Source organism: Pantoea sp. S62, from assembly GCF_016658625.1.
In the GTDB taxonomy this organism is placed as follows: domain Bacteria; phylum Pseudomonadota; class Gammaproteobacteria; order Enterobacterales; family Enterobacteriaceae; genus Pantoea; species Pantoea vagans.
In genome coordinates, this window is the sequence record NZ_JACVVI010000002.1 from 446496 (window position 1) to 468400 (window position 21905).

The 21905-nt window shown below is 49.9% G+C and carries 21 protein-coding genes and 1 pseudogene; 18 read left to right on the forward strand and 4 right to left on the reverse strand.

What is annotated here, in order from left to right:
• The first annotated feature begins 136 nt into the window (after positions 1-136).
• The 4 genes from IBT54_RS04730 to IBT54_RS04745 are packed head-to-tail and all read left to right on the forward strand — an operon-like array spanning position 137 to position 4833.
• Positions 137-967 (forward strand): transketolase, encoded by an 831-nt coding sequence (locus IBT54_RS04730; protein WP_033732315.1) that lies wholly within the window; start codon positions 137-139, stop codon positions 965-967.
• On the forward strand, positions 960-1904 hold the full coding sequence (locus IBT54_RS04735; protein ID WP_013357551.1) for a transketolase family protein: 945 nt from the start codon (positions 960-962) through the stop codon (positions 1902-1904). Before IBT54_RS04730 ends, IBT54_RS04735 begins: the two co-directional genes overlap by 8 nt.
• 2 nt (positions 1905-1906) lie before the next feature.
• Positions 1907-3394, forward strand: coding sequence for an FGGY family carbohydrate kinase (locus IBT54_RS04740; protein ID WP_201251672.1), 1488 nt, complete (start codon positions 1907-1909; stop codon positions 3392-3394).
• A gap of 20 nt (positions 3395-3414) precedes the next feature.
• Positions 3415-4833, forward strand: a complete 1419-nt coding sequence (locus IBT54_RS04745) for an L-fucose/L-arabinose isomerase family protein (protein WP_147788315.1) — start codon at positions 3415-3417, stop codon at positions 4831-4833.
• A 117-nt stretch (positions 4834-4950) separates the two neighbouring features.
• Here the strand turns inward: IBT54_RS04745 and IBT54_RS04750 are convergent, their stop codons facing one another.
• Both IBT54_RS04750 and IBT54_RS04755 read right to left on the reverse strand, forming a co-directional pair.
• Positions 4951-6081, reverse strand: coding sequence for a mechanosensitive ion channel family protein (locus tag IBT54_RS04750; protein ID WP_033732318.1), 1131 nt, complete (start codon positions 6079-6081; stop codon positions 4951-4953).
• Positions 6082-6177: 96 nt separating this feature from the next.
• A complete protein-coding gene (locus tag IBT54_RS04755) occupies positions 6178-6912 on the reverse strand; it encodes a flagellar brake protein (protein ID WP_033782778.1) in 735 nt (244 codons plus the stop codon).
• Between the two features lie 209 nt (positions 6913-7121).
• Here IBT54_RS04755 and IBT54_RS04760 point away from each other — a divergent pair, with 209 nt between their 5' ends.
• The gene (locus IBT54_RS04760) at positions 7122-7370 is read left to right on the forward strand and encodes a GlsB/YeaQ/YmgE family stress response membrane protein (protein ID WP_013357556.1); all 249 of its coding nucleotides are present in this window, start codon (positions 7122-7124) and stop codon (positions 7368-7370) included.
• Between the two features lie 65 nt (positions 7371-7435).
• Here IBT54_RS04760 and IBT54_RS04765 read toward each other — a convergent pair whose 3' ends face one another.
• Both IBT54_RS04765 and treA read right to left on the reverse strand, forming a co-directional pair.
• On the reverse strand, positions 7436-9535 hold the full coding sequence (locus IBT54_RS04765; RefSeq protein ID WP_201251673.1) for a TonB-dependent siderophore receptor: 2100 nt from the start codon (positions 9533-9535) through the stop codon (positions 7436-7438).
• A gap of 191 nt (positions 9536-9726) precedes the next feature.
• Positions 9727-11412 (reverse strand): alpha,alpha-trehalase TreA, encoded by a 1686-nt coding sequence (gene treA / locus IBT54_RS04770; RefSeq protein WP_201251674.1) that lies wholly within the window; start codon positions 11410-11412, stop codon positions 9727-9729.
• 210 nt (positions 11413-11622) lie between these two features.
• Between treA and ghrA the strand changes: the two genes are divergently transcribed.
• From ghrA to IBT54_RS04835, 13 genes and pseudogenes are all read left to right on the forward strand, one after another.
• The gene (gene ghrA / locus IBT54_RS04775; RefSeq protein WP_201251675.1) at positions 11623-12561 is read left to right on the forward strand and encodes a glyoxylate/hydroxypyruvate reductase GhrA; all 939 of its coding nucleotides are present in this window, start codon (positions 11623-11625) and stop codon (positions 12559-12561) included.
• A 39-nt stretch (positions 12562-12600) separates the two neighbouring features.
• Positions 12601-13008, forward strand: a pseudogene (locus tag IBT54_RS04780) (PHP domain-containing protein); the annotation flags it as partial.
• A gap of 51 nt (positions 13009-13059) precedes the next feature.
• Complete coding sequence (locus IBT54_RS04785; RefSeq protein WP_201251676.1) at positions 13060-14853, forward strand: recombinase family protein; 1794 nt, start codon at positions 13060-13062, stop codon at positions 14851-14853.
• 266 nt (positions 14854-15119) lie between these two features.
• On the forward strand, positions 15120-15314 hold the full coding sequence (locus tag IBT54_RS04790) for a hypothetical protein (RefSeq protein WP_201251677.1): 195 nt from the start codon (positions 15120-15122) through the stop codon (positions 15312-15314).
• Positions 15315-15344: 30 nt separating this feature from the next.
• Positions 15345-15554: a hypothetical protein gene (locus tag IBT54_RS04795; protein WP_201251678.1), complete on the forward strand. Its 210-nt coding sequence runs from the start codon at positions 15345-15347 to the stop codon at positions 15552-15554.
• A 478-nt stretch (positions 15555-16032) separates the two neighbouring features.
• A complete protein-coding gene (locus IBT54_RS04800) occupies positions 16033-16185 on the forward strand; it encodes a hypothetical protein (protein WP_201251679.1) in 153 nt (50 codons plus the stop codon).
• A gap of 42 nt (positions 16186-16227) precedes the next feature.
• Positions 16228-18306, forward strand: a complete 2079-nt coding sequence (locus IBT54_RS04805) for a DEAD/DEAH box helicase family protein (protein WP_201251680.1) — start codon at positions 16228-16230, stop codon at positions 18304-18306.
• Positions 18307-18650: 344 nt separating this feature from the next.
• The gene (locus IBT54_RS04810; protein ID WP_201251681.1) at positions 18651-19082 is read left to right on the forward strand and encodes a GIY-YIG nuclease family protein; all 432 of its coding nucleotides are present in this window, start codon (positions 18651-18653) and stop codon (positions 19080-19082) included.
• Between the two features lie 227 nt (positions 19083-19309).
• The gene (locus IBT54_RS04815; protein WP_201251682.1) at positions 19310-19735 is read left to right on the forward strand and encodes a hypothetical protein; all 426 of its coding nucleotides are present in this window, start codon (positions 19310-19312) and stop codon (positions 19733-19735) included.
• 176 nt (positions 19736-19911) lie between these two features.
• A complete protein-coding gene (locus IBT54_RS04820; RefSeq protein ID WP_201251683.1) occupies positions 19912-20589 on the forward strand; it encodes a hypothetical protein in 678 nt (225 codons plus the stop codon).
• Positions 20590-20697: 108 nt separating this feature from the next.
• The gene (locus IBT54_RS04825; RefSeq protein ID WP_201251736.1) at positions 20698-21330 is read left to right on the forward strand and encodes a hypothetical protein; all 633 of its coding nucleotides are present in this window, start codon (positions 20698-20700) and stop codon (positions 21328-21330) included.
• A complete protein-coding gene (locus IBT54_RS04830) occupies positions 21305-21508 on the forward strand; it encodes a hypothetical protein (protein WP_201251684.1) in 204 nt (67 codons plus the stop codon). The genes IBT54_RS04825 and IBT54_RS04830 overlap by 26 nt, the downstream gene beginning before the upstream one ends.
• Entirely contained in the window at positions 21505-21888 is a 384-nt protein-coding gene (locus tag IBT54_RS04835; RefSeq protein WP_201251685.1) for a hypothetical protein, read from the forward strand. Before IBT54_RS04830 ends, IBT54_RS04835 begins: the two co-directional genes overlap by 4 nt.
• Positions 21889-21905: the final 17 nt, after the last annotated feature.

Genomic DNA, 21905 nt, shown 5'->3' on the forward strand with positions numbered 1-21905 from the left:
GGATGGCCTGCACGGGTTAACGGGCAGAGTGGCATACAAAGGGGAGCGCCAGTGTAAGGCACGCCTTTTCTGGCAGAAATTTTTTTAACCGACATGAATATATATTCATAACCGATTTAAAATTCAGAGGTAGTGTATGAATCCTTTCAATCTTCCGGTCGAAGACCTTGAGCGTCGGGCGCGTGCTATCCGTCGTCGCATTATCCAGCTGAATGCGGGCAGCCCGGCAGGTGGTCATACCGGTGCCGATCTGTCGCAGGTGGAGATCCTCACCGCGCTTTACTTCCGCATTCTGAACTGCGCCCCGGATCGCACTGACGACGATCAGCGTGACATCTACATCCAGTCTAAAGGACACGCGGTGGGCGGTTATTACTGCGTGCTGGCGGAAGCGGGCTACTTTCCGACCGACTGGCTGGCAACTTATCAGCATGCCGACTCACATCTGCCCGGCCATCCGGTGCGGCAGAAAACGCCTGGCGTTGAGCTGAATACCGGCGCACTGGGACACGGACTGCCGGTGGCGGTGGGTATCGCTATCGCAGCGAAAAAAGATAACAGCTCGCGCCGCATCTTTGTGGTGACCGGCGACGGGGAACTGGCCGAAGGCAGCAACTGGGAAGCAGCACTGGTCGCAGCGCATTACGGCCTCGACAACCTGATCATCATTAATGACAAGAACAAGCTGCAACTGGCGGGCGCGACCCGCGACATCATGAACACCGATCCGCTGCCGGAAAAATGGCGCGCCTTCGGGCTGGAGGTCACCGAATGCAACGGCAATGAGATGGCGGCGGTCGTCGACACTATTGAAAATCTGCCGAAGAACGGCAAGCCGCAGGTGATCGTGGCACATACCGAAAAGGGATTTGGTATCTCCTTTATTCAGAGCAAAGCCGAATGGCATCACCGGGTGCCGAAAGGCGAAGAGATCGCGCTGGCACTGGAGGAACTGAAAGATGAGTAATGCACAACATTTAGCAAGCGTCATGGTAACGGCCTTTATCGACGCGGTGAATCGCGGCGTGGATCTGGTGCCGGTGGTAGCTGACTCCACCTCAACCGCCAAAATCGCCCCCTTTATCAAGGCGTTTCCCGACCGGCTGATCAACGTCGGCATCGCCGAGCAGACGCTGGTGGGCACAGCGGCCGGGCTGGCGCTGGGCGGCAAAGTTGCGGTGACCTGTAACGCCGCGCCGTTTCTGGTATCACGCGCCAATGAGCAGGTGAAAGTGGACGTCTGTTACAACAATACCAACGTCAAACTGTTCGGGCTGAATGCCGGGGCCAGCTATGGCCCATTAGCCAGCACCCACCACAGCATTGATGATATCGCGGTGATGCGCGGTTTCGGCAATATCGAGATCTATGCGCCTTCCTGCCCGCTGGAGTGCCGCCAGATCATCGACTACGCCCTTGAGCATGTCGGCCCGGTCTATATCCGTCTGGACGGCAAAGATCTGCCGCAGCTGCACGACGAAAGCTACCGGTTCAGTCCGGGTGCGATCGACCTGTTGCGGGAAGGCAGCGACATCGCGCTGGTGGCGATGGGCTCAACGGTTCACGAGGTGGTTCACGCCGCTGAGCAACTGGCTGAACAGGGCATTTCAGCCGGTGTGATCGCGGTTCCATCGATTCGTCCCTGTGATACCCAACAGCTGCGCAACCTGTTAAATCACTACCCAGCGGTGATTACCGTAGAAGAGCACAACGTCAATGGTGGTGTCGGCAGCCTGGTGGCCGAAGTGCTGGCGGAAGGCGGCTGCGGCATCCCGCTGTTACGGCTCGGCATTCCGGATGGCGAATATGCGATTGCCGGCGATCGCGCCTCGACCCGTGCCCGTCATGGCATTGATGCCAGCAGCGTAGTCAACAGTGCAGCACGCATCTGCGCAGGAGCATAAACATGGTGGGACCCCTGATTCTGGCGATCGACGAAGGCACCACCAACGCCAAGGCGATTGCGGTTGATCGCAGTGGCCGCGTCGTGGCGCGCGGCAGCCAGAGTTTAACCCTGCAACATCCGCAGCCCGGACTGGCGGAGCAGGACCCTATGGCAATCTGGCAGGCGGTAAAGCAGGCAATCATCCAGTGTCTGTCAGCCTGTGATGGCGCGCCTGTTGCGGCCGTGGCGATCAGCAATCAGCGCGAGTCGGTGCTGATCTGGCAGCGGCGTGATGGTCAGCCGCTGACGCCACTGGTGAGCTGGCAGGATCGACGCTCAGAGGCATTCTGTCGCGATCTGCACCAGGCGGGCAAAGCGCCACGTATTACCGGCTTAACCGGGCTGGCCGTTGATCCGATGTTTCCGGCCGCCAAGCTGACCGGGATGCTGGCCGCCATTCCCGACGGTGCGGCGCGGGCCGCAGCCGGTGAGCTTTGCATCGGCACCGTCGACAGCTGGCTCAGCTGGCAGCTCAGCGCAGGTGAGGTATTCGTTACCGATCACGCCAACGCCGCCCGCACTCAACTTTATAGTCTGCATCTTAATGACTGGGACGACGAGCTGCTGTCGCTGTTTCAGCTACCGCGCGCCGCGCTGCCACGTATTACCTCCTCCGCCAGCGAACAGGGCGTGGTCGCGGTGCGTGACATTCCCGGCTTAGCGCCCGGCACGCCCATTCTGGCGCGCATCGGTGACTCCCATGCTGCGCTGCAGGCACAGCGGCGCGGCGAGTCAGAAGTGGTGAAAGCCACCTACGGCACCGGCTCCTCACTGATGATGTCGATGGCGACGCCGCTACTGACGGAAAATGGCCTCAGCACCACCGTGGCCTGGCACGACGGCACGCTGCGTTATGCGTTTGAAGGCAACATCACCCACACCGGTTCCGGTGCCGCCTGGCTGGGCAAACTGCTCGGCGTGCAGGATCCGCGTGTGCTGACCGCCATGGCGCAGCGCTGCGACGACAATCAGGGCATCTATTTTGTCCCGGCGCTCTCCGGCCTGGGCGCGCCCTGGTGGGATCTGCAGGCGCGCGGCATGGTATGCGGACTGACGGACGCCGCCACGCCCGACGTACTGGCGCGTGTCGCGCTGGAGTCGATCGTCTGGCAAATCGCCGACGTCTTTTTTGCGATGGAGCAGGCCAGCGGCCAGCAGCTCCCGGCCCTCTGTGTGGATGGTAGCGCCACCGAAAACAGCTGGCTGATGCAGTTACAGGCGGATGTGTTACAGCGGCCGCTGCAGCGGGTGCCGACCGCCGAAGTATCCGCGCTGGGCGCGGCGCTGCTGGCGGGCAAAGTACTGGGATGGTGGCAGCAGGGCAGTGATATGCAGGCGCTGCAGGGCGGGAGCGTCATCATGCCGCGTGAAGAGCACGCGCAGCGTATGCAGGAAAACTATAAAGGCTGGATCGACGCCGTTGCACGCTGTCGTTATCAGCCACATTAATCCTTAACCGGAGCAGAGCCATGTCAACACTTCCTCAGCAGTTAACCTTCGGTGTCATCATTGGCAACCGGGGATTTTTTCCCAGCTATCTGGTGGGCGAGGCGCGCCAGCAGGCGGTTGCGCTGTTTGAAAAGATGAACATTAATACGGTGATGCTGGATGAAACGCAGACCAATCTGGGCGGCGTCGAGACGCGGCAGGAGGCTAAAACCTGTGCTGCGCTGTTTCGTCAGCATCGCGAAGCGATTCACGGCATTGTGGTGCTGCTGCCTAACTTTGGTGATGAAAAGGCCATTGCCGAAGCGCTTCGTCTGGCCGGGCTGAATGTGCCGGTACTGGTGCAGGCGGAAGAGGACAACCTGGATAAAATGGGGCTGGCGACCCGACGCGACAGCTTCTGCGGCAAAATTTCGCTCTGCAACAACCTGCGACAGTATGGCATTCCGTTTACCCTGACCCGCCAGCACGTCTGCGCCTTGAGCGGCGAGGTTTTTCAGCAGGATTTACAGCGCTTCAGCCAGCTCTGCCGGGTAGTGAATGCGATGCGGCGGGTGCGCGTTGGCGCGATTGGTGCGCGGCCCGCCGGATTCAACACCGTCCGCTACAGCGAAAAGCTGCTGGAGAAGATGGGCATCGCGGTAGAAACCCTGGATTTATCGGAGATTTTTACCCGCACAAACCGGCTGCGTGATGACGATATCCGCGTGGCAGAGAAGCGCGAGATCCTGGAAGCCAACGCCGATGCGCGCGGCATTCCGGGGGACAAAATGGTGACTATGGCCAAACTGTTTGTGGTCATCAGCGAGTGGATCAGTGACAACGATATCGACACGACGGCCATTCAGTGCTGGACGTCGCTGCAGGAAAACCTGGGCATCAACGTCTGCTCAATCATGAGCGTGATGTCGGGACAGCTGATGCCCAGCGCCTGTGAAGTGGACGTGATGGGCGCGCTGTCGATGTATGCGCTTGCCAGCTGTTCGCTGAGTCCTGCTTCACTGGCGGACTGGAACAACAACTTTGGCGACGAGCGGGACAAATGCGTGCTGTTTCACTGCGGAAATTTTGCCAGCGCCAGCCTCGAGTCACCGACCATGGGCACGGCGGATATTATTGGCACCACCGTGGGCAAAGAGAACACCTGCGGTGCGGTGCATGGCCGGATGAAGCAGGGCGACCTTACCTATTTCCGCCTCTCGACCGACGATTTCAGCGGCGAAATCAAAGCCTATGTGGGCGAGGGAATGTCGGTCACCGATCCACTGGACACGGTCGGCTGTCGTGCGGTCATTCAGGTGCCGCAGCTGGAGACGCTGCTGGCGTGGATCTGCCGCAATGGCTTTGAGCACCACGTGGCGATGAACCACTCGGCCACGGCCGGTGTGCTGCAGGAAGCATTCAGTGAGTATCTCGGCGTGAGTTGTTACCGGCATCAGTAAGCGATGAGAGTGAATCGCAGAACGCCAGTAAGATCAATGCGAGGCAGCCGATGCGACCACAGTTCTGGCCGCATCGGCTTCATGGCCCGCCATTTTCAGGACAGGAGGGCGGGCATGTTAGCGCGCCATTCTGCGCACTTCGCCATCGTCACTTTCCACGGCAACCAAATCCACCGGCGGCAGATTACCCCCGCTGAACTCAACCTGACGGATCGGGAAGGCGAAGCGGATATTGCGCTCTTCAAGAGCCGCCATGAGCTGCAGGTTAATCTCCTGCTGTATATCCATGTACTTGTTGTAATCCGCATCCAGCACAAAATAGACCACTTCAAAAGTCAGCTTTGAGTCCTCGAAAGCCAGGAAGTGGGCGCGGTCAAAACGGGTGGTCTCAACGCCCTGGATAATCTCTTTCACCAGCGGGCTGATCTCGCGCACCTGCTCAGAAGGCGTGGCATAGCTGATGCCAAACTTAAACACGATGCGGCGTTGCTGCATGCGCTTGTAGTTGTGGATGGTCTGCTGCAACAGAATGGTGTTTGAGCAGACGATCTGCTCGCCACTCAGGCTGCGCAGCCGGGTGGTTTTCAGGCCGATATGTTCAATGGAACCGGCTATATCACCAAAGACAATGAAATCGCCATGCTCGAATGGTTTATCGAAGCCTATCGCCAGCGACGCAAACACATCGCTCAGCACGGTCTGAATCGCCAGCGCAATCGCGATCCCCCCGACGCCCAGGCTGGCGACCAGTGCGGTAATATTGATGCCCATGTTCGACAGAATGGCCAGGAACATCATGATCCAGACCACGACCCGCAGCAGAATCCCGAGGATCACCGTCGTCACCGGATTCCGCACGTGCAGGGGATCGCGCAGCAGGCTTTTCAGCCAGAGCCGGATGCCGCAGTCGATCCACAGCGCGAGCTGTACGATCAGCGCCAGGAACCAGCCGTGTGCGATGGTCACGCTCCAGGATTCGGGCAGGTCCACAAACTTCAGGGCAATCAGCAGTGAAAAGATCAGCAGCAGGGTCTGGCTGGTGCTGCGCAGTATCTCCACCAGAATCGCGGTCGCGCGGACATGACGATGTTCGCTGTAAAGCGCAATCCGGTTGGAGATAAAGCGAATCAGGGTACGTAATACCCAGTAAATCACCAGCGTGGAAACCACCACGATGGCGCTGTTGAGCCAGAGTTCCTGATTAAAAAAGAGGGAGTGAAAACGACGTGAAGAGAGCCAGTTTTCCATTGGGGAGGGTCTCCTTGCTGGGTTCCGGTTTAAAAGAAAATAAGCAAGAAGCATAGCCTGGATGCGGCCCACCTGTGTGGCGCATCCCTGAAGACGTTACTGGAAACGGGTCGATTTATCGCGAGCCAGTCGCTCAAGAGCAAAAATAATCTGCTGAAGCTGCCGCTCCTGCGCCGGGTTCAGCGTGGCAAAGCGAAAGCTCAGTCGGGGCGTAATGCGGGTTTCATTCTTGCGTGTCACCACGCAACGCTCGCCAATGTGCAGCAGCTTCACCGGCACGTCAAAAATGCCATACTCGCCCAGCTCGACCCGGAACGAATTGAAGCTGTCGCCGTTCTGTAACCCGTCCGGCAGCGGTTCATCCACCAGCACGCCGATGCCGCCCAGTGACAGATCCTGTAAACGCAGGCGCGTTTTACTGCCATCCGGCCACAGGGTATGACACCAGAACTGCGGCTCCAGCGGTGCGCAGACGCGGAAAAACTCACGTCGCTGAATCTGCCACAGCAGCTCCGGCAACGGTGCGCTGAAGGCGGGTAATCCTTCAAACTCCACCCTCTCCAGCGAGGCAAGGCTGAACTCTACCTTCGCGCCATAGGTTTCAGCGGTAATGCTGAGATCGTCGCTGGTCAGGGCGTATTCGTTATCCAGATTATTACTGCCCAGGTCAAACAGCAGGCGATCTTCATCGGCAGCCAGCATCCGGCTGATAAACTGCCCGCGCGCGAAGCGCACCAGTAGTGGCGTCTGCAGGTGCAGCAGATCTTTCATTACGCCCAGAACCGCCAGCGTGCCACGTTTTAAATATTGTTCCTGGTCGGCTTCTTTCACGTCCTGCTCCGCAAGGGGTTACTGTATTGATGCTGTTTTTTTGCCTCATCCCGGTTATCGGCGCGGCAAAAAAAAGCTTTAGCCGGTGAATTCTTAAAAAATAGTGTGACCCGTGAGGCGTTTTTCAAAAAGCTGGCTATACTTATCGCGGTAAACCGCTTGATAAATCAGGCGTTCACGCTTTAATCATAAAAAGGAAGGAGCAACAGATGGGTATTATTTCCTGGATCGTCTTTGGCTTAATCGCGGGTATTCTGGCGAAGTGGATTATGCCGGGTAAAGACGGTGGCGGTTTCATTCTGACTATCGTTCTGGGTATTATCGGTGCCGTAGTGGGTGGCTGGATCAGTACGCTGTTTGGCTTCGGCCGCGTCGATGGGTTTAACTTCGGAAGCTTTGTGGTCGCTGTTATCGGTGCCATTGTGGTGCTGTTCGTATACCGCAAAGTACGCAGTTAACCGTAACGGTTTCAACAGAAAAAGGGACGAAGCGATTCGTCCCTTTTTTTATCTTTTACTTTTAATCAGAAATCGTAACCAACGGTCGCCATCACGCTGCGTTCCGCACCCCAGTAGCAGTAGCCTGTGCCGTAGCAGCCCGCCACATAAGTACGATCGGTCAGGTTGTTGGCGTTGACCTGAACCCAGGCCCCTTTCAGGCTGCTGTTCCAGACGCCAAGATCGGCCCGCACTGACGCATCAAACAGCGTCACCGACGGCACGCGCGTGGTATTTGCATTGTCCGCCCACTGTTTGCCGATGTAACGCACGCCTGCACCCGCACTCAGACCGTAATCAAACTGATAGTGACCCCAGAGTGCCGCCATGCTGTTAGGGGTGACGTATGGCGTATGTCCGCTGTTGCCATCCACCGAATCCTTAAAGCGCAGATGATTCAGCGTATAGCTCGCCACGGTGCTCAGACGCGGGGTGAGCTGATTACGCGCTTCCAGCTCGATACCCTGTGAGTGAACTTTGCCTGATGGCGAATAGGTCGCCGTCAGCACGTTGCGGTTCGCCACATCTTTCTGCGTCAGGTCATAGACCGCCACGCTATAGAGATCGCGGGTGCCATTGGGCTGATATTTCACCCCGGCTTCATACTGCTCAGCGGTGGTCGGCTTCAGCAGATTATTGTTGGGATCGGTGAGCGCGGTCGGGGTAATCGCCTGGCTCCAGCTCACGTAAGGTGAGATGCCGTTGTCGAAGGCATAGAGCAGTGCCGCGCGTCCGCTGATGTGATCATCCTGACGGCGATCGCTGCCGCTGTTATTGGCGACGATGCGATCGTAACGGCCGGAGAGATCCAGATGCCAGCGATCCAGCTTCATCTCATCCTGCAGATAGAGGCCGGTCTGGAAGTAGCGACGGGTTTTATCCGCCCAGGTGTAATCCGGCATGTCGCCTACCTGTTCGCCGGTCAGAGCATTGAGCTGGTTAGCCGAACCGCCCGCCGCGCTGATCTCATTTTTATAGCGATGATACTCGGCACCCAGCGTGACGCGGTGCTCCAGCTCACCCGTGGCAAACTCCGCCTGTAAACGGTTATCGGTTGACCAGGCGGAGAGCGACGAGCGCTCGCCAGAGTAGTAGCGGTTCAGCAGATCGGGATTATTTTCGTCCCAGCCAATCTGATAGACCTGATCGAGATCGACATTGGAGTGGCTGTAGCTGCCGGTTGAGGAGAATGACCAGACGTCGTTAAAGCGATGAGCGAAGTCGAAGCTGTAGATCTGCTCGCGGCGCTTAAACTGATCGAGGTCGCTGTTGCCCTCATAAAAGCCATTGCTCAGCTTATAGCCGTTGTGTTCGGTGAGGCTGCCGTCGCCCGGCACAGAACCGTGATAACCGCCCGACGGATCTTTCTGCAGATAGGCTTTCAGGATCAGATGGGTATCTTCATCCGGCTGCCACATCAGTTGCGGCATCAGCGCATATTTCTCTTCGCGGGTGTGATCGTACTGCGTATCGCTGTTGCGGGTCACGCCGGTCAGGCGAAACGCCCACTGGTCGTTGATCGCATTGGTATAGTCAAACATCGTGCCGGTGGTGGCATTACTGCCTGCCTGCAGTTGGATGTGACCCTCCTCGGCGAACTGCGGACGTTTGGTCACCATATTGACCAGGCCGCCTGGCACCGTCTGACCATAGAGTGCAGAAGAGGGGCCTTTGATCACGTCGATGCGCTCAAGGAAGGCGTTATCCACCTGCAATACGTTGAAACTGCCGCCGTCGCTCATCAGCCGCATGCCGTCGAGGAAGGTGTTATCGACATCGCCGCCGTGGAAGCCGCGCAGCGCAATGGTGTCGTAACGGGTCGCGGCACCGCCAAAGTTGGTGAAGACGCCGGAGCTGTAGCCGAGTGCCTGGTTCAGGGTCAGCGCGCCCTGATCCTGCATCTGCTGGCGGGTGACCACGGATATCGACTGCGGCGTGGTGATCAGCGGACGATCGCTTTTGGTTGCGCCCTGGCTGGTCGTCGCCAGATAGCCCTGGGTCGGTGACGTCGAGTCTTCCTGCGGTTGTGCAGTCACCACCATATCGGCAGCGAAACTCAGAGCAGGCGCGGTCAGCGCCAGGGTGCAGAGGCGAATATACCCTCTCAGCGACAGTGACAGTTTCATCGGAGTTCCTTTCATAGCAAAGATTAAGGCAGGTGAGTAAAGTTGTTAATAGGTAATCTCATTATCATAATGAGAATTATTACCTTTTGTAAATTGGCTGCAATTTTGCCTGTTGATGTAAGAAGGTCAAGTAAAATTCGCTGAAAAGGCGTGCGGATACCTCCGGTGAGGCCAGAGGTATCCAGAGAGGGTTAAGGTTGTGAGGCTGACGCCTGCGGAATATCGTGGGCGCTGTTACAGGTTTTATCTTTCGGACAATACTTATCGAGCAGTTTCAGCGTGACGCCGTTGGTCCAGCCAAAGCCGTCCTGGAGCGGATACTCACCGCCGCCACCGCCGCCGAGATTTTTGCCGTCGACGACATATTTCTCCACCAGCTTATGCTCACGGTCATAGGTTGTCTGGACGTTTTGCAGGAAGCGTAAGCCTACCTCTTTCGCCAGTTTTGGCTGGTTGTAATGCTCCAGACCTTCCACGGCAACCCACTGCAGCGGTGCCCAGCCATTCGGTGCATCCCACTGCTGGCCGTTGTGCACGGTGGTGGTCACCAGACCACCGGGCTTCAGCAGCTGCTTTTCAACTGCGCTGGCGGTGCTTTCAGCCTGCTTATCACTGGCGACCTGCAGATAGAGCGGGAACAGCGCGGCAGCCGTCAGTTGCGGATGAACCTGCTTTTTCTGCCAGTCATAGTCGGCATACCAGTTCTGTTTACTGTCCCACAGATAGCGGTTGATCGCCGCCTGGCGCTTCTCCGCGCGATCGGCGTACTGCTTCGCCAGATCGCTCTGCTTGTTCATCTGGTAGCCTTTCGACAGGGTCTGCTCCAGATGGAATAGCAGGCTATTCAGGTCAACCGGCGCCAGCTGGGTGGTACGGATTGTCGACAGGTTGTGCGCGTCGGTAAACCAGCGTGAGCTGAAATCCCAGCCCGATGCGGCACCGGAACGCAGATCGCGGTAAAGTTCAGCTTTATTGCGCTGCGGCGCTTTCTGCGCGGTGGCAATATCATCCATCCAGGATTCGGTGCGTGGTACATCGCGCGCATCCCAGTAGCGGTTGAGCAGGGTGCCATCTGCCAGCTTAATCACCCGCTTGCTGGCTGCGCCCGCCGCGACGTTATCGCTGTCGGCCATCCAGTAGTCGTACTCTTTCTGCAGCTGCGGCAGATAGTGGGTATAAGCTTTGCCGTCATCGTGCGTCGCCAGCAGGTCGACCATCAGGCTGAAGAACGGCGGCTGTGAACGGCTCAGGTAGTAGCTGCGGTTGCCGTTGGGGATGTGGCCATAACGGTCAAGCAGCGAGGCGAAGTTATCCGTCATATCCTGGACTTTATCCCAGTGTCCGCTCTCGGCCAGCCCCAGCATGGTGAAGTAGCTGTCCCAGTAATAGACTTCGCGGAAACGCCCGCCCGGCACCACATAGGGCTTAGGCAACGGCAGCAGCGAGTCATACTGACCGGCGCTGCTGGTGGTGCGCGTCAGCACCGGCCACAGGCCATCGATGTGCTCACGCAGGTTTTGTCCGGCGGGCGGCACATATTTGTCGCCTGCAGCAGGCAGCGTAAAGTTAGCGTCAACAAAACGTTTGAGATCGAAATTGCGCTGTTTCTTCTGCATCTGCCAGTCGGCAAGAATCGAAGCGGGATCAAATTTCGGCACCGCATCGGCAAAAGTCTTCTGATCGGGATAGAACTTCGCCTGCTGCACGGCATTAAACAGCGGCCCTAAACGAACGTCCGGCGGCTGCGGCTGATTATTCAGCATGCGGCTGTTGTCGTCGGCATGGGCGGTGAAAGCAGGTACGCTCAGCAGCAACGTGAGCAGAAAGGGCGCATAACGCTGACGCCGTGAGTCGGCGCTTACCTCAATTTTTGTCATCGGTTTTTCTCCTTGTCCGAAATGCGGCCGCGCGTAACGCATTGACCACAGGACCAACTTTAGACCTTATCTGCCCACTTCACCCTGAAGCGAGCCGGAAATGTGAAGCCACGGGAATTATTTTTATGGAAAAAACCGCTTTTTCACGCGGGTTTTTTCTTGCTCTCACCTCACTTTTCCCCGACGCTGAAAGAAAAAAAGGAGAGCAGGATGGAGATCATCTGGTATCACCCGTCGCAGTCTGCAGCGGCCTGGATTAACGGTTTGCAACAGCGTCTGCCACATGCGCGTGTGCGTGCCTGGCAACCAGGCGACAACGGACCAGCAGATTATGCGCTGGTCCGTTCACCCCCCGCAGAGATGCTGCAGGGACGTGCCACACTGCGCGGCGTCTTTGCGCTGGGTGCAGGCGTTGACGAGATTCTGAAACAGCTGCAGCACCCTGAGATGCTGCCCGACAGCGTGCCGCTCTACCGGCTGGAAGATACCGGGATGGCGCGCCAGATGCAGGAATATGCCGTCCATAGCGTACTGAACTGGTTCCGTCGTTTTGACGACTACCGTCTTCAGCAGCAGCAACAGTGCTGGCAGCCGCTGCCTGCTTACCCGCGTGAAAGCTTTACCGTCGGGATTCTGGGCGCGGGCGTGCTGGGACAGAGCGTGGCAGAGAGCCTGAAACCCTGGGGATTCCCGCTACGCGTCTGGAGCCGTTCACCAAAAGCCATCGACGGCGTGACCAGCTTTGCCGGACGCGATGCGCTACCTGCGTTTTTGCAGGAGACGCGTGTGGTGATCAACCTGCTGCCGAGCACGCACGAGACCATTAATCTTATCGACCACGCCTTTTTAGAGCAGTTGCCGCACGGCGCGTTCTTCCTCAACATCGCGCGTGGCGCACAGCTGGTGGAAGCGGATCTGCTGGCCGCGCTCAATAGCGGTCAGCTGAAAGCGGCGGCGCTGGATGTGTTTCAGGTTGAACCGCTGCCCGAAGCGCATCCGCTCTGGTCACATCCGCGCGTCACGATCACGCCTCATAATGCGGCGGTAACCTTGATCGACGAAGCTATCGATTACATCGCCCGCGCCATCACCCAGGATCAGGCAGGCGAGCCGCCGCAGGGCAGGGTAGATCGTCAGCGCGGCTACTAATGAACCGGCCCCGGCAGGGGCACTCAGCAGGAGAAGAGGATGTATCCGGTAGATCTGCATATGCACACCATCGCCAGCACGCATGCTTACAGCACGCTGCACGACTACGTGACCCAGGCGAAACAAACCGGCATGAAGCTGTTTGCCATTACCGACCACGGCCCCGACATGGCTGATGCGCCGCACTACTGGCACTTCATTAACATGCGCGTCTGGCCGCGCGTCATCGATGGCGTGGGAATTCTGCGCGGTATCGAAGCCAACATTAAAAACCAGCAGGGTGAGATCGACTGTTCCGGCCCGATGCTCGATGCATTGGATTTAATCGTCGCTGGTTTTCATGAGCCGGTTTATGCGCCGCGCGACAGAAAGCATCACACAGACGCGATGATCGCCGCCATGGCGGGCGGGCTGGTTCATATCATCAGCCATCCGGGCAACCCTGAAGCAATTTCTACACATTAAGGTAACTTTTTGTTTTTAATAGGAATTGTGTAAATGAAGCAGAAGTTGTACTCATATCAGCGTTGGTCTAGTGCTGTACAGCAAGAAGGTACATCTAAAGATCGGCAGTCCGAAAGTGCTCGAAATTACGCAGAAGAAAACAATCTAGAATTAGTAGAGATCGTGGATGCCGGTGTTTCGGCTTTCACGGGATTGAATGCACGTAAAGGAAGTTTAGCCGCTTTCATTAAGGCAGTAGAAGATGGATTTATCTCACCTAATAGTATTCTTTATGTAGAATCCTTGGACCGTATATCACGTGAAAAAATTCTAAAAGCATTGGGGTTATTTAATGACTTGTTAGAGTTAGGAATCACTATAGTTACTGGTTCAGATAGTAAAATCTATACAGAAGATTCAGTAAATGAAAACTCTATGGATTTGCTACAAAGTATTTTGCTATTCAGTCGTGCACATGAAGAAAGTAAAACAAAGCAAATGCGAACTAATGGTAGTGCATTAGCAATGATTCGCCGTTTTCAGACTGGCCTACCAACGACTATAAAGGCCGTTGGCAGTCATCCATGGTGGATCGATTCCAGTACTGATAAGTTTGAAGCGGTACGTAGACACGCGATATTATGGCAGCCTGCACAGGATGCTATTAACCTGTTCATGGAAGGTAAGAGTGTTTTTAAAGTAGTACAATATCTAAATGAAAAATACCCACATGCATATAAAGGGAAAGCATGGAGTACTGCTAATATCCGTAAACTTAGATTCAACAAGGCAGTGTATGGTTTACGTGAAATCCAAGTTGATGGAAAAGATTATTCATTACTGAACTACTTTCCGGCACTAATTACCGAGGGTAAATTCGAAAGGCTCAAACAGATTCGAAAAACAACAAAGTACATAGGTGAAGTAGGTAAGGGAAAAACTATTATTGATGAAGATGGTACTACTAAAGTAGTTTCTGAAAAGAATAATATTAACTTGCTTGCAGGAATGAAAATATTCAGATGTGGTCACTGTAATAGTACTATGATGGCTATGCGACATGGCGACACGATTAGATATCTATGCGAGAAAGGCAGAGGTAATAACCATGATTGTAAAACATGGTCACTACCAGGTATATTAGTTGAGCATACATTAATGCTTGTAACTACTATTGCCTATATCAACATGCAGCGTAAAGGCGGTATTACTAAGGAAGATTATAGTAATCAGATTGCAAGTGTTGAAGTACTTGTTGAAGATATAGGTAAGAAGATCAGTAATGGTACAAAGTTAGTACTTGCAGGTTTAGATGATGTTGATGAAGTTATTCAGCAGATAAAAGAATTAAAAGATTCTAGATCTAATCTTGTATTGGAACTTGAAGTACTACAAAGAAAACAACTTCTATCACAAGATAATACTTTTGAAGATTTAATGCTGAGTTTCTTTACTTATGCTCAATATGGTGTTCTACAAGACCCCGTACACGAATATAGGCTAAAGTTACGAGACATTGTATACAGTGCAATAGGTGAAGTTAAAGCATGGAAAGTAGAGCGTCGTCTGATGATTAGCTTTCAGATTAAAGGAGATGAAGAGTACTACACCTTTAGTGCAGGGGACGAACCCTATAACTACATCTTCTACTATGGCTTACCAGTGCAGCTAGGAGAAGACTTAAAATCAGATAGTATCTGCGAATTGCCTGATGAAGTAAAAAATCGCATACGCGAACACAGCGACTTCTATGAATCTTCAATGGCCGTTCTAGCCACTGCACATAGTTTGCTTTCGGAAGTACATTATCCATTACTAGATGGACGATTGTTTTGGCCTAAAAAGTAAAAAAAAGGCATTACTAAAAACCCGCCTTGTGCGGGTTTTTTTACGTCTGTAAGTTATTGATTTATCAACGGACTATTCTGACAGACTTAACGTAAGTGGTTGAAAATGATCAGTTTTTATTGACGACTTTAAAGAGTGCTGATAATCTTTAATCGTTTTCTGAACAATTCTCTGTAACAGCTAACCGTGGCGACCCCTAATTGCCTTTAGGGGTGCTTTTTTCAAAAGTTAACTAAATACCTTACTAATAATAAAAGGATTATAATATGAATAAACTACTTATTGCCTCTGCTTTCTTTCTACTTACTGGATGTGCATCACAACCACAAGTTACTAGCTTACAGTGTGATTCTGACTGTAAAACAGAAATTGCTAACATGGTGGCTTACACCGGCAAGTTCAGTTACTACACAATCACCAAGAGTACTAAAAATGGTTTTTCTGCTTCAATGAGTTCATAGGATAACTACAACTATCGTTCAGGTTCAGTGGTGACCGGCTATGTAAACGTATGGATAGAAGGTAAACGTATCAACGTTGAAGCAGTTAATAACGGCATCAATGATACTGATATGGTTACTGCGTTGAACAAGGCGAAAGATTATGACTGGCAGAAGGAGAAGGTTCACCCTAAACAGTCAGTATTGATTGATGATCGTGGTATGGTTGACCAACTTTACCTAAACAACAGGGCGTACTGATATGTATAAACAACATAACCTAAAGCACCCTCAAATGAGGGTGCTTTTGTATGTGTTGTACTAAATACATTAGTTAATCAGCAAAAGGAAAAATTGATGAAACTAATAAAAGAATATCTGCTTACTTCTTTAATCATGATTGTACTCTTCGTATTCTATGTAAGTGGTGCATTCATGATACTTATACCATTTATAGTAGTTTGCATTATATTGAAAGTACTAAGCCACATTCCAGTAGTACAAAAATATTTTAGAGAAAACTCATTATAATAGACGTGGTTTTGATTCAAAATGATAAATAACTATGTAGAAAGCAGAAAAATGAGATGGTCAATTTTTTTGTGATATAATAGTAGTACACCGACATACCGGTTCACGTATGAATTCCTAAATCCTCCGAGATTACCCCAATGATGTTATTGGGGTTTTTCTCATTGCGATTTAGTATAAAAATGTATGACAAAACAAGGATGACAACATGAAAGAAAACAAGACAAAACAACTATCAGTACGAATCAATGCAACTCAGGAAGAAGCGTTACAGCGTATGGTAGATAGTGGAGCACACAAGACGATAGCCGCAGCAGTTCAGTACTTAATCAATCAACAAACAATTTTAAAAAGTAACTAATCAATACACGGATAGTATTGATTCAAATGAAGGAATACATATATGTTCACGGAAGAACTACAATTACCAAAACTATTATCAAGAGAAGAATTAAAGAAGGAGTCAGACAAACTAAGAGCAGCAGTACTAAGTGGTGAAGTTCAAGATAAGCTACTAATGGCAGTACTACGCAAGGAAATGACCGGTAGTGAATCGGCATATAATGGTGAATGGACATTAGAACAAAACAGATGGATTAACAGTATTATTGATGAAATGGACTTATCGTCGGGTGTTAACCTAATCAATTCATCAGTTGGTACGGGTAAGACTACTCAGTTCATTTACAAACCAACCGAAGAGGAAAGGCAACGTGGTATGGTTACACGTGCTAAGACGGGTTATATAGTACTGGTTCCATTAACTTCAATTCGTCTATCATTCGAAGGTGATAATGATTTGTTCAAAACTGGAATCTGTACCTGGAACCAGATTGATACGATTCTACGTCACCCAAATAAAGAATATTTTGCAGATAAAACATTAGTGATTGATGAAGTACACGGATTCTTCTTAGACTATGGTTATAAGGCAAACGTAATTAACCGCCTGATTACTTCTTTCAACCTATTCAAAAGTGTAATCATGTTAAGTGGTACTGCTAGTCCTGATGATTTCTCTGGGATTGACTTCAATAAAGTGTATAAGGTTTACAAACCAAGTCTAGCACGTAAAACTCTTAATACTGTCATCGCAACTAAGACTCAGGATCTTGTACTAACACACTTGAATCAGAGTAAGCGTAAAACAATCGTACTACTAAATGACAAAGCACAGTGTGAAGCATTGAATCAGATGTGTACTCGTAGTGGTTTAGTAGTTAATGCAGACAGAAAAGATAATCAGGATGTAATGGATTTGTATACTAGCGGTATTATGAAAACAGATATTCTTTATGGTACTTATAGTATTGTTGAAGGACTTTCAATCAATAATGTACTAGATGAAGTTGATGTAATCATTGTTGGTCATGAACACCCGGCACGCATCGAACAGTTTACAAACCGTTTTCGTAATGTAAGTAAACTAAAGTGTGTTACCTACTACCTAAACCGTTCTGAGATTGAAGAAGTCGGAATCTTTAACCGTAATGAAGTAGTCAGTGATGCAAAAGTAATGAAAGAACTACTACAGGTTACTTATGAAACTTTACAGACTGATGAAGCTAAGTATTCCTTCACCAGTCAGTACCGTAAAGATATTGCCGGTAGTATGGTGTACTTTCATAATGGTGAATTCCATGTTTCATTTACTGGTATTGATTATGCATATAGTGAACACAAAATTAGAGAGTACGCAAACAATTGTGATATGCTTTGTACTGAACTTAAAAAGTATGATTTTGTAATTAATCCAATGCGTTTTGAAGATGGTGATGGCGATACTGCAAAGGTGATTACTGACACTGCTAAGAAGCTAAAGGAGGCCGCAGTAGAGGCCGAGAATGCGATTATTCTTGAGTACCTTGATGATGCCCTAAGTGGTAACGTGAAGGCCGTAGAAGACGCTACAGAGCTTTATACAAGTATTGATGAAAGTGCTTCGAAGTTACTAGCACGCGGCCTCAAGTCTGAAGACTTCAAGAGCCTAATTGAAGGATATGTAGAAGACCGTAGTTTCTTCGCAAGAGCACACGCCGACGCAGATTATTACCCAAATGGAAATACCATTCGTGAGCTAATCATTACTAAGCTAGCCGGAAAGACTAAGCTAGACAGTTTTGATATTGGTGATATTGCCGATTCTATTATCAGTAAGGTGCATCAAGAGTATTTTGCAGGTAATGATGAACTAATGTTAAAACATCCACTATGGAAGAAATCAGTTTCAGTAGTTGGCGGTCAGATGGTTAGCTCATCTTCCAAGGGTGCTAAGAGCATTGTAGAGCGTTACATTACCTTATCGAAGGGGAAGCAGGAACGCGTGAACGGACAGAAGGTAAGACTTTGCGAAGTAGTTCATCTATCACTTACCGGTCTTCAGTTCAGGCCGCCAGTGTTCAGACCTAAAGCAGTTGAACACGTTGAAGTGAGTCAGACCCTTGAGGGACTTAAGGCTAGATTCAACAAATTATTCAGTTAATGAGTTAAGTGTCTCGCTTAGGAAAGTTATATTCTATATAAAGAGATTCCTAAGCGAGACAGAATCTACTTTTGAAGGGAAGTGTCTACCTTAGGAAAGTTATATTCTATATTATAAAGAGATTCCTAAGGTAGACAACTACTACCAAAACCTAGTGAGTGTACTAAGGGCAATAGACGACAGTGAGAAACGCATGAAGGATGTATCAAGCGGCCCATCCGTCCCGGTGAAGACTAAGCAGTAACCCAACAATAAAATGTTCTCACAAAGAACCATTATTATTAAGTAAAAGAGATCATTTTTGTGAGAACAAATGATTATTTTTTATGCAAAAGAGGATTTAGATGAAAGAGGAATTTATCTACATGTGTACTGTACAGAACAAGCACACAAAAACACTAAGCGTCAAAGTCGGATATACGAATGACATACTACGCAGAATGAAGCAACTAGACGAATCAAACCCACACTACGAATACAAGCACTACAGGCTCTTTAAGCACGTTATGAAGACACAAGGGTACATCTATGATGAACAGAGCATACACCGCTCTAGCGTGCCATACAGAGCCAATTTGAATAAGGTTTCAATGCCAGTTGGATATACTGAATGTTATGAATGGGGATACACAAATGACCTCATAAAAAAACTTGGTATGATTGGATATGTCTGTATCTATGATGAGTACTATCAGTATGTTAAACCAGAACCAGAACCAAAAATGTTTGAATGGAGAAATAATGACAACATGGAACAAACTAAGAAAGGCAATTAAAGCACAAGGAGGCCGCTCTGATGGCCTCTACAACAAGCCAAAGAGTTCCCCCCTAAGTGATGATTTAGTACTGTCAGAATTGCATACAGAAGCAATTTCAGCATACATAGATAAATACATCACAAAGAATGAACGTATGCCTTCATACACTCACTTGAATAAACAATTCGGTATAATGGCTACAGCAAAATTTTACGGGAAATTGCGAAAATAAAAGGAATTTTAAAATGTATAAGATAACTAGTTTACAAATAACTAATAATAACACTCAAAACTTTAAAGCATCATTCTATATTGATGGTAAACCAGCCCGGCTACATTTGAGTAAACTACATGATACAAACTATGTGTACATAGGATCACTTCGCATCGTATCAAACGTATACGGTAAGATCATGTGTGGCGATGGTGAAGTTAATGAACATATGATGCATGAAGAAGAACTATTCATGCAGTACACTATAGATTCCAACGTTTACGATAAGTACATTGCAGGCAAGATCATTCATGCGTGGTTCGTAGCAGGGCAGCAGATGACAGTTGAAGTACTGAACCAGATACTTACTTCACATCCAGTAGAGAAGCCAGCAGTCGAACCAGAGCCAGAGCAAGCACCTAAACCAAAGAAACGCATTACTAGTAAAACCAAGTAGGCTGATATTGAGCAAATCATTGCCGATAACCACACTAAAAGAAAACAATAAATTTACAAAGGTAGTATACGCTAAACCTCAACTACCATTAAAAGCATCGGACTAATTGCTAATCTTATTAAAGATGAATAGTATGGCTATAAGCTATTGCCATGTTACTTTACCAGGAGCTATCAATGAGTACTATCACTAATAGAATCTTTAACCTTCTTCGAAACGAGACGCACCCAGGACAGTTTGAACTAGCCGACAATAAAGCAGATATTGAACGCATTAACCTTGCCGATCTTGATGTACTTGAATCGAACATTCCAGTACTGAGAGAGTACATTCAGACTACCCGCCAGAATCGCGAAGAAGCCACACGTAAGAAGCTGGAAGCGTTTCTAAAACAAAATGCTGATTTGGGTATCTCTTCTGTAGAAGACCTCATAGCGACGTTCCAGGGACGCGAGGAAGTACCCCAGCAACGGAAACAAAAGCCCAAGGCAGACAACAACACACGCTATACGGTAACACTTTTCAATCCAGAAACTGAGAAGCACGAACAGTTCCCCGTAGTGAATAAGATACTGAGTAAGAAAATCAAGGAACACCCAGCATACATAGCACTGGTTAAGAAGGACAAATCAATGTCTGATGTTGATAACTTCCTTCGTGCCTTTAGTCCAGAGTACGGCGAACGTTACCCAATCAATGCTAAGTGGAAGACCAAGACCTTTCACATCAACGATCAAGGGAAACTGAACAAACACAGTCAGGCGTACTTTAATGAGCACCTTAAAACGCAGCCAGACGCGACCACAGACGACTTCCGTACTCTGGTTAAGCAATCCTACAAACAAGTAGATTGACTCAGTACAGCCCCTTAGAGGGGCTTTTTAGTACCATCATTTACAGTTTGAAAACCGCACAACCTATCAGATACTATTAACCATACCTTAACTGAAGCAGGTCAGGATATGGACGCATCTAACATCGCTAAAGGCATTTGGGACAGCATTAAAGGACTTCCGCAGAGCGTCTACTATGGTGCTAAACGGACCTATATCAGTACTGGTGCTGTTGGATATGACCGCAAATTTCGCAACGATAGCGAAACAGAGCGATTCTACCAAGTAGTGAAATCGCTGGTTAGGAATGAAGAACCCTTACGAAGGTTGGTTACTACAGTAATTACCGAGTTTTACCGGAAACTTGACGATGAGGGCAAAGAAGCCATACATAATCAGTTGGCATATGGTGCAGGCCGTGTTAGTGGCCGTTTGGGTGGTCAGATTTTTGTGTCACAAACAGTAGCTGTGGCAATCATCAGGAATTCACGTAGTAGCTATGCCTATAAAGCCCTGTACCGTTTCGGTGCCAGCTTCACTATCTCCACTGCCTTATGGCAAGGACTCATTGAAGAAGCAGCCCTTGGAAGTCGCAGGTTACAGAATCACTACAGTGCAATGTACTGGAAGGTACAGCCACAAGGACTTGATATGATCTACTTCATAGTAGAAGACCAGCTCAAGCCTTATCTGGATTTCATCACCAGCCATCCGCAAACGTGCAAAGGGATCAATAATGAAATCTGTAAACTTGCTGGCTAAACTATCTGCTCACCTTCTGGAAGGGGCGATAACAGTAGCTATGAGTTTCATTGCTCTAGCATCGCTGTTTGTGTTCGATAGTGTCGCTATGAAAGCATGTGGCTTCATAGGGGCAGTAGTTATTGGATATGCAGCAGCATATTATCTTGGCAAGGTAAGGGGAGAACATAAGCAATGAAGAAAGTACTGGTGGCGGTAGTATTAACAATGGTAAGTGCATATGCTAATGCTGCTTATTATTTCAACTTGGGTGATAAAGGTAAACTAACAATAAGTAAAGATCTTAAAACCGCTGTGGTGGTCAATGGTGATCAGGTTATCAGAACTACACTTGGAAAAGCATTTACTGAAGACATAGATAATGGTGGACGTCCATATAATCTAAGTATCTATTATAATGAATCATGTAATTCATTTAAAGAATGTGATAAGCCACTGTTGGGAATTAAAAACTACAATGACAAAGTAAAGGGGTTCAGTATATGGATGAGTGAACCTATAACTAATAAAATTCTATGGCAGAAAGAACTAACAGAGCGTGATTTAATTACTGATTAATTACTCTACACCTCATT

Bases quoted from the DNA above. Each gene is read 5' to 3' on its own strand.
- IBT54_RS04835 (WP_201251685.1), top strand. From the start codon at position 21,505: ATGAAGAAAGTACTGGTGGCGGTAGTATTAACAATGGTAAGTGCATAT.
- IBT54_RS04805 (WP_201251680.1), top strand. From the start codon at position 16,228: ATGTTCACGGAAGAACTACAATTACCAAAACTATTATCAAGAGAAGAA.
- IBT54_RS04785 (WP_201251676.1), top strand. From the start codon at position 13,060: ATGAAGCAGAAGTTGTACTCATATCAGCGTTGGTCTAGTGCTGTACAG.
- IBT54_RS04800 (WP_201251679.1), top strand. From the start codon at position 16,033: ATGAAAGAAAACAAGACAAAACAACTATCAGTACGAATCAATGCAACT.
- IBT54_RS04810 (WP_201251681.1), top strand. From the start codon at position 18,651: ATGAAAGAGGAATTTATCTACATGTGTACTGTACAGAACAAGCACACA.
- IBT54_RS04830 (WP_201251684.1), top strand. From the start codon at position 21,305: ATGAAATCTGTAAACTTGCTGGCTAAACTATCTGCTCACCTTCTGGAA.
- IBT54_RS04825 (WP_201251736.1), top strand. From the start codon at position 20,698: ATGGACGCATCTAACATCGCTAAAGGCATTTGGGACAGCATTAAAGGA.
- IBT54_RS04740 (WP_201251672.1), top strand. From the start codon at position 1,907: ATGGTGGGACCCCTGATTCTGGCGATCGACGAAGGCACCACCAACGCC.
- IBT54_RS04735 (WP_013357551.1), top strand. From the start codon at position 960: ATGAGTAATGCACAACATTTAGCAAGCGTCATGGTAACGGCCTTTATC.
- IBT54_RS04820 (WP_201251683.1), top strand. From the start codon at position 19,912: ATGAGTACTATCACTAATAGAATCTTTAACCTTCTTCGAAACGAGACG.
- treA (WP_201251674.1), bottom strand. From the start codon at position 11,412: ATGACAAAAATTGAGGTAAGCGCCGACTCACGGCGTCAGCGTTATGCG.
- IBT54_RS04750 (WP_033732318.1), bottom strand. From the start codon at position 6,081: ATGGAAAACTGGCTCTCTTCACGTCGTTTTCACTCCCTCTTTTTTAAT.
- IBT54_RS04745 (WP_147788315.1), top strand. From the start codon at position 3,415: ATGTCAACACTTCCTCAGCAGTTAACCTTCGGTGTCATCATTGGCAAC.
- IBT54_RS04765 (WP_201251673.1), bottom strand. From the start codon at position 9,535: ATGAAACTGTCACTGTCGCTGAGAGGGTATATTCGCCTCTGCACCCTG.
- ghrA (WP_201251675.1), top strand. From the start codon at position 11,623: ATGGAGATCATCTGGTATCACCCGTCGCAGTCTGCAGCGGCCTGGATT.
- IBT54_RS04815 (WP_201251682.1), top strand. From the start codon at position 19,310: ATGTATAAGATAACTAGTTTACAAATAACTAATAATAACACTCAAAAC.
- IBT54_RS04790 (WP_201251677.1), top strand. From the start codon at position 15,120: ATGAATAAACTACTTATTGCCTCTGCTTTCTTTCTACTTACTGGATGT.
- IBT54_RS04730 (WP_033732315.1), top strand. From the start codon at position 137: ATGAATCCTTTCAATCTTCCGGTCGAAGACCTTGAGCGTCGGGCGCGT.
- IBT54_RS04760 (WP_013357556.1), top strand. From the start codon at position 7,122: ATGGGTATTATTTCCTGGATCGTCTTTGGCTTAATCGCGGGTATTCTG.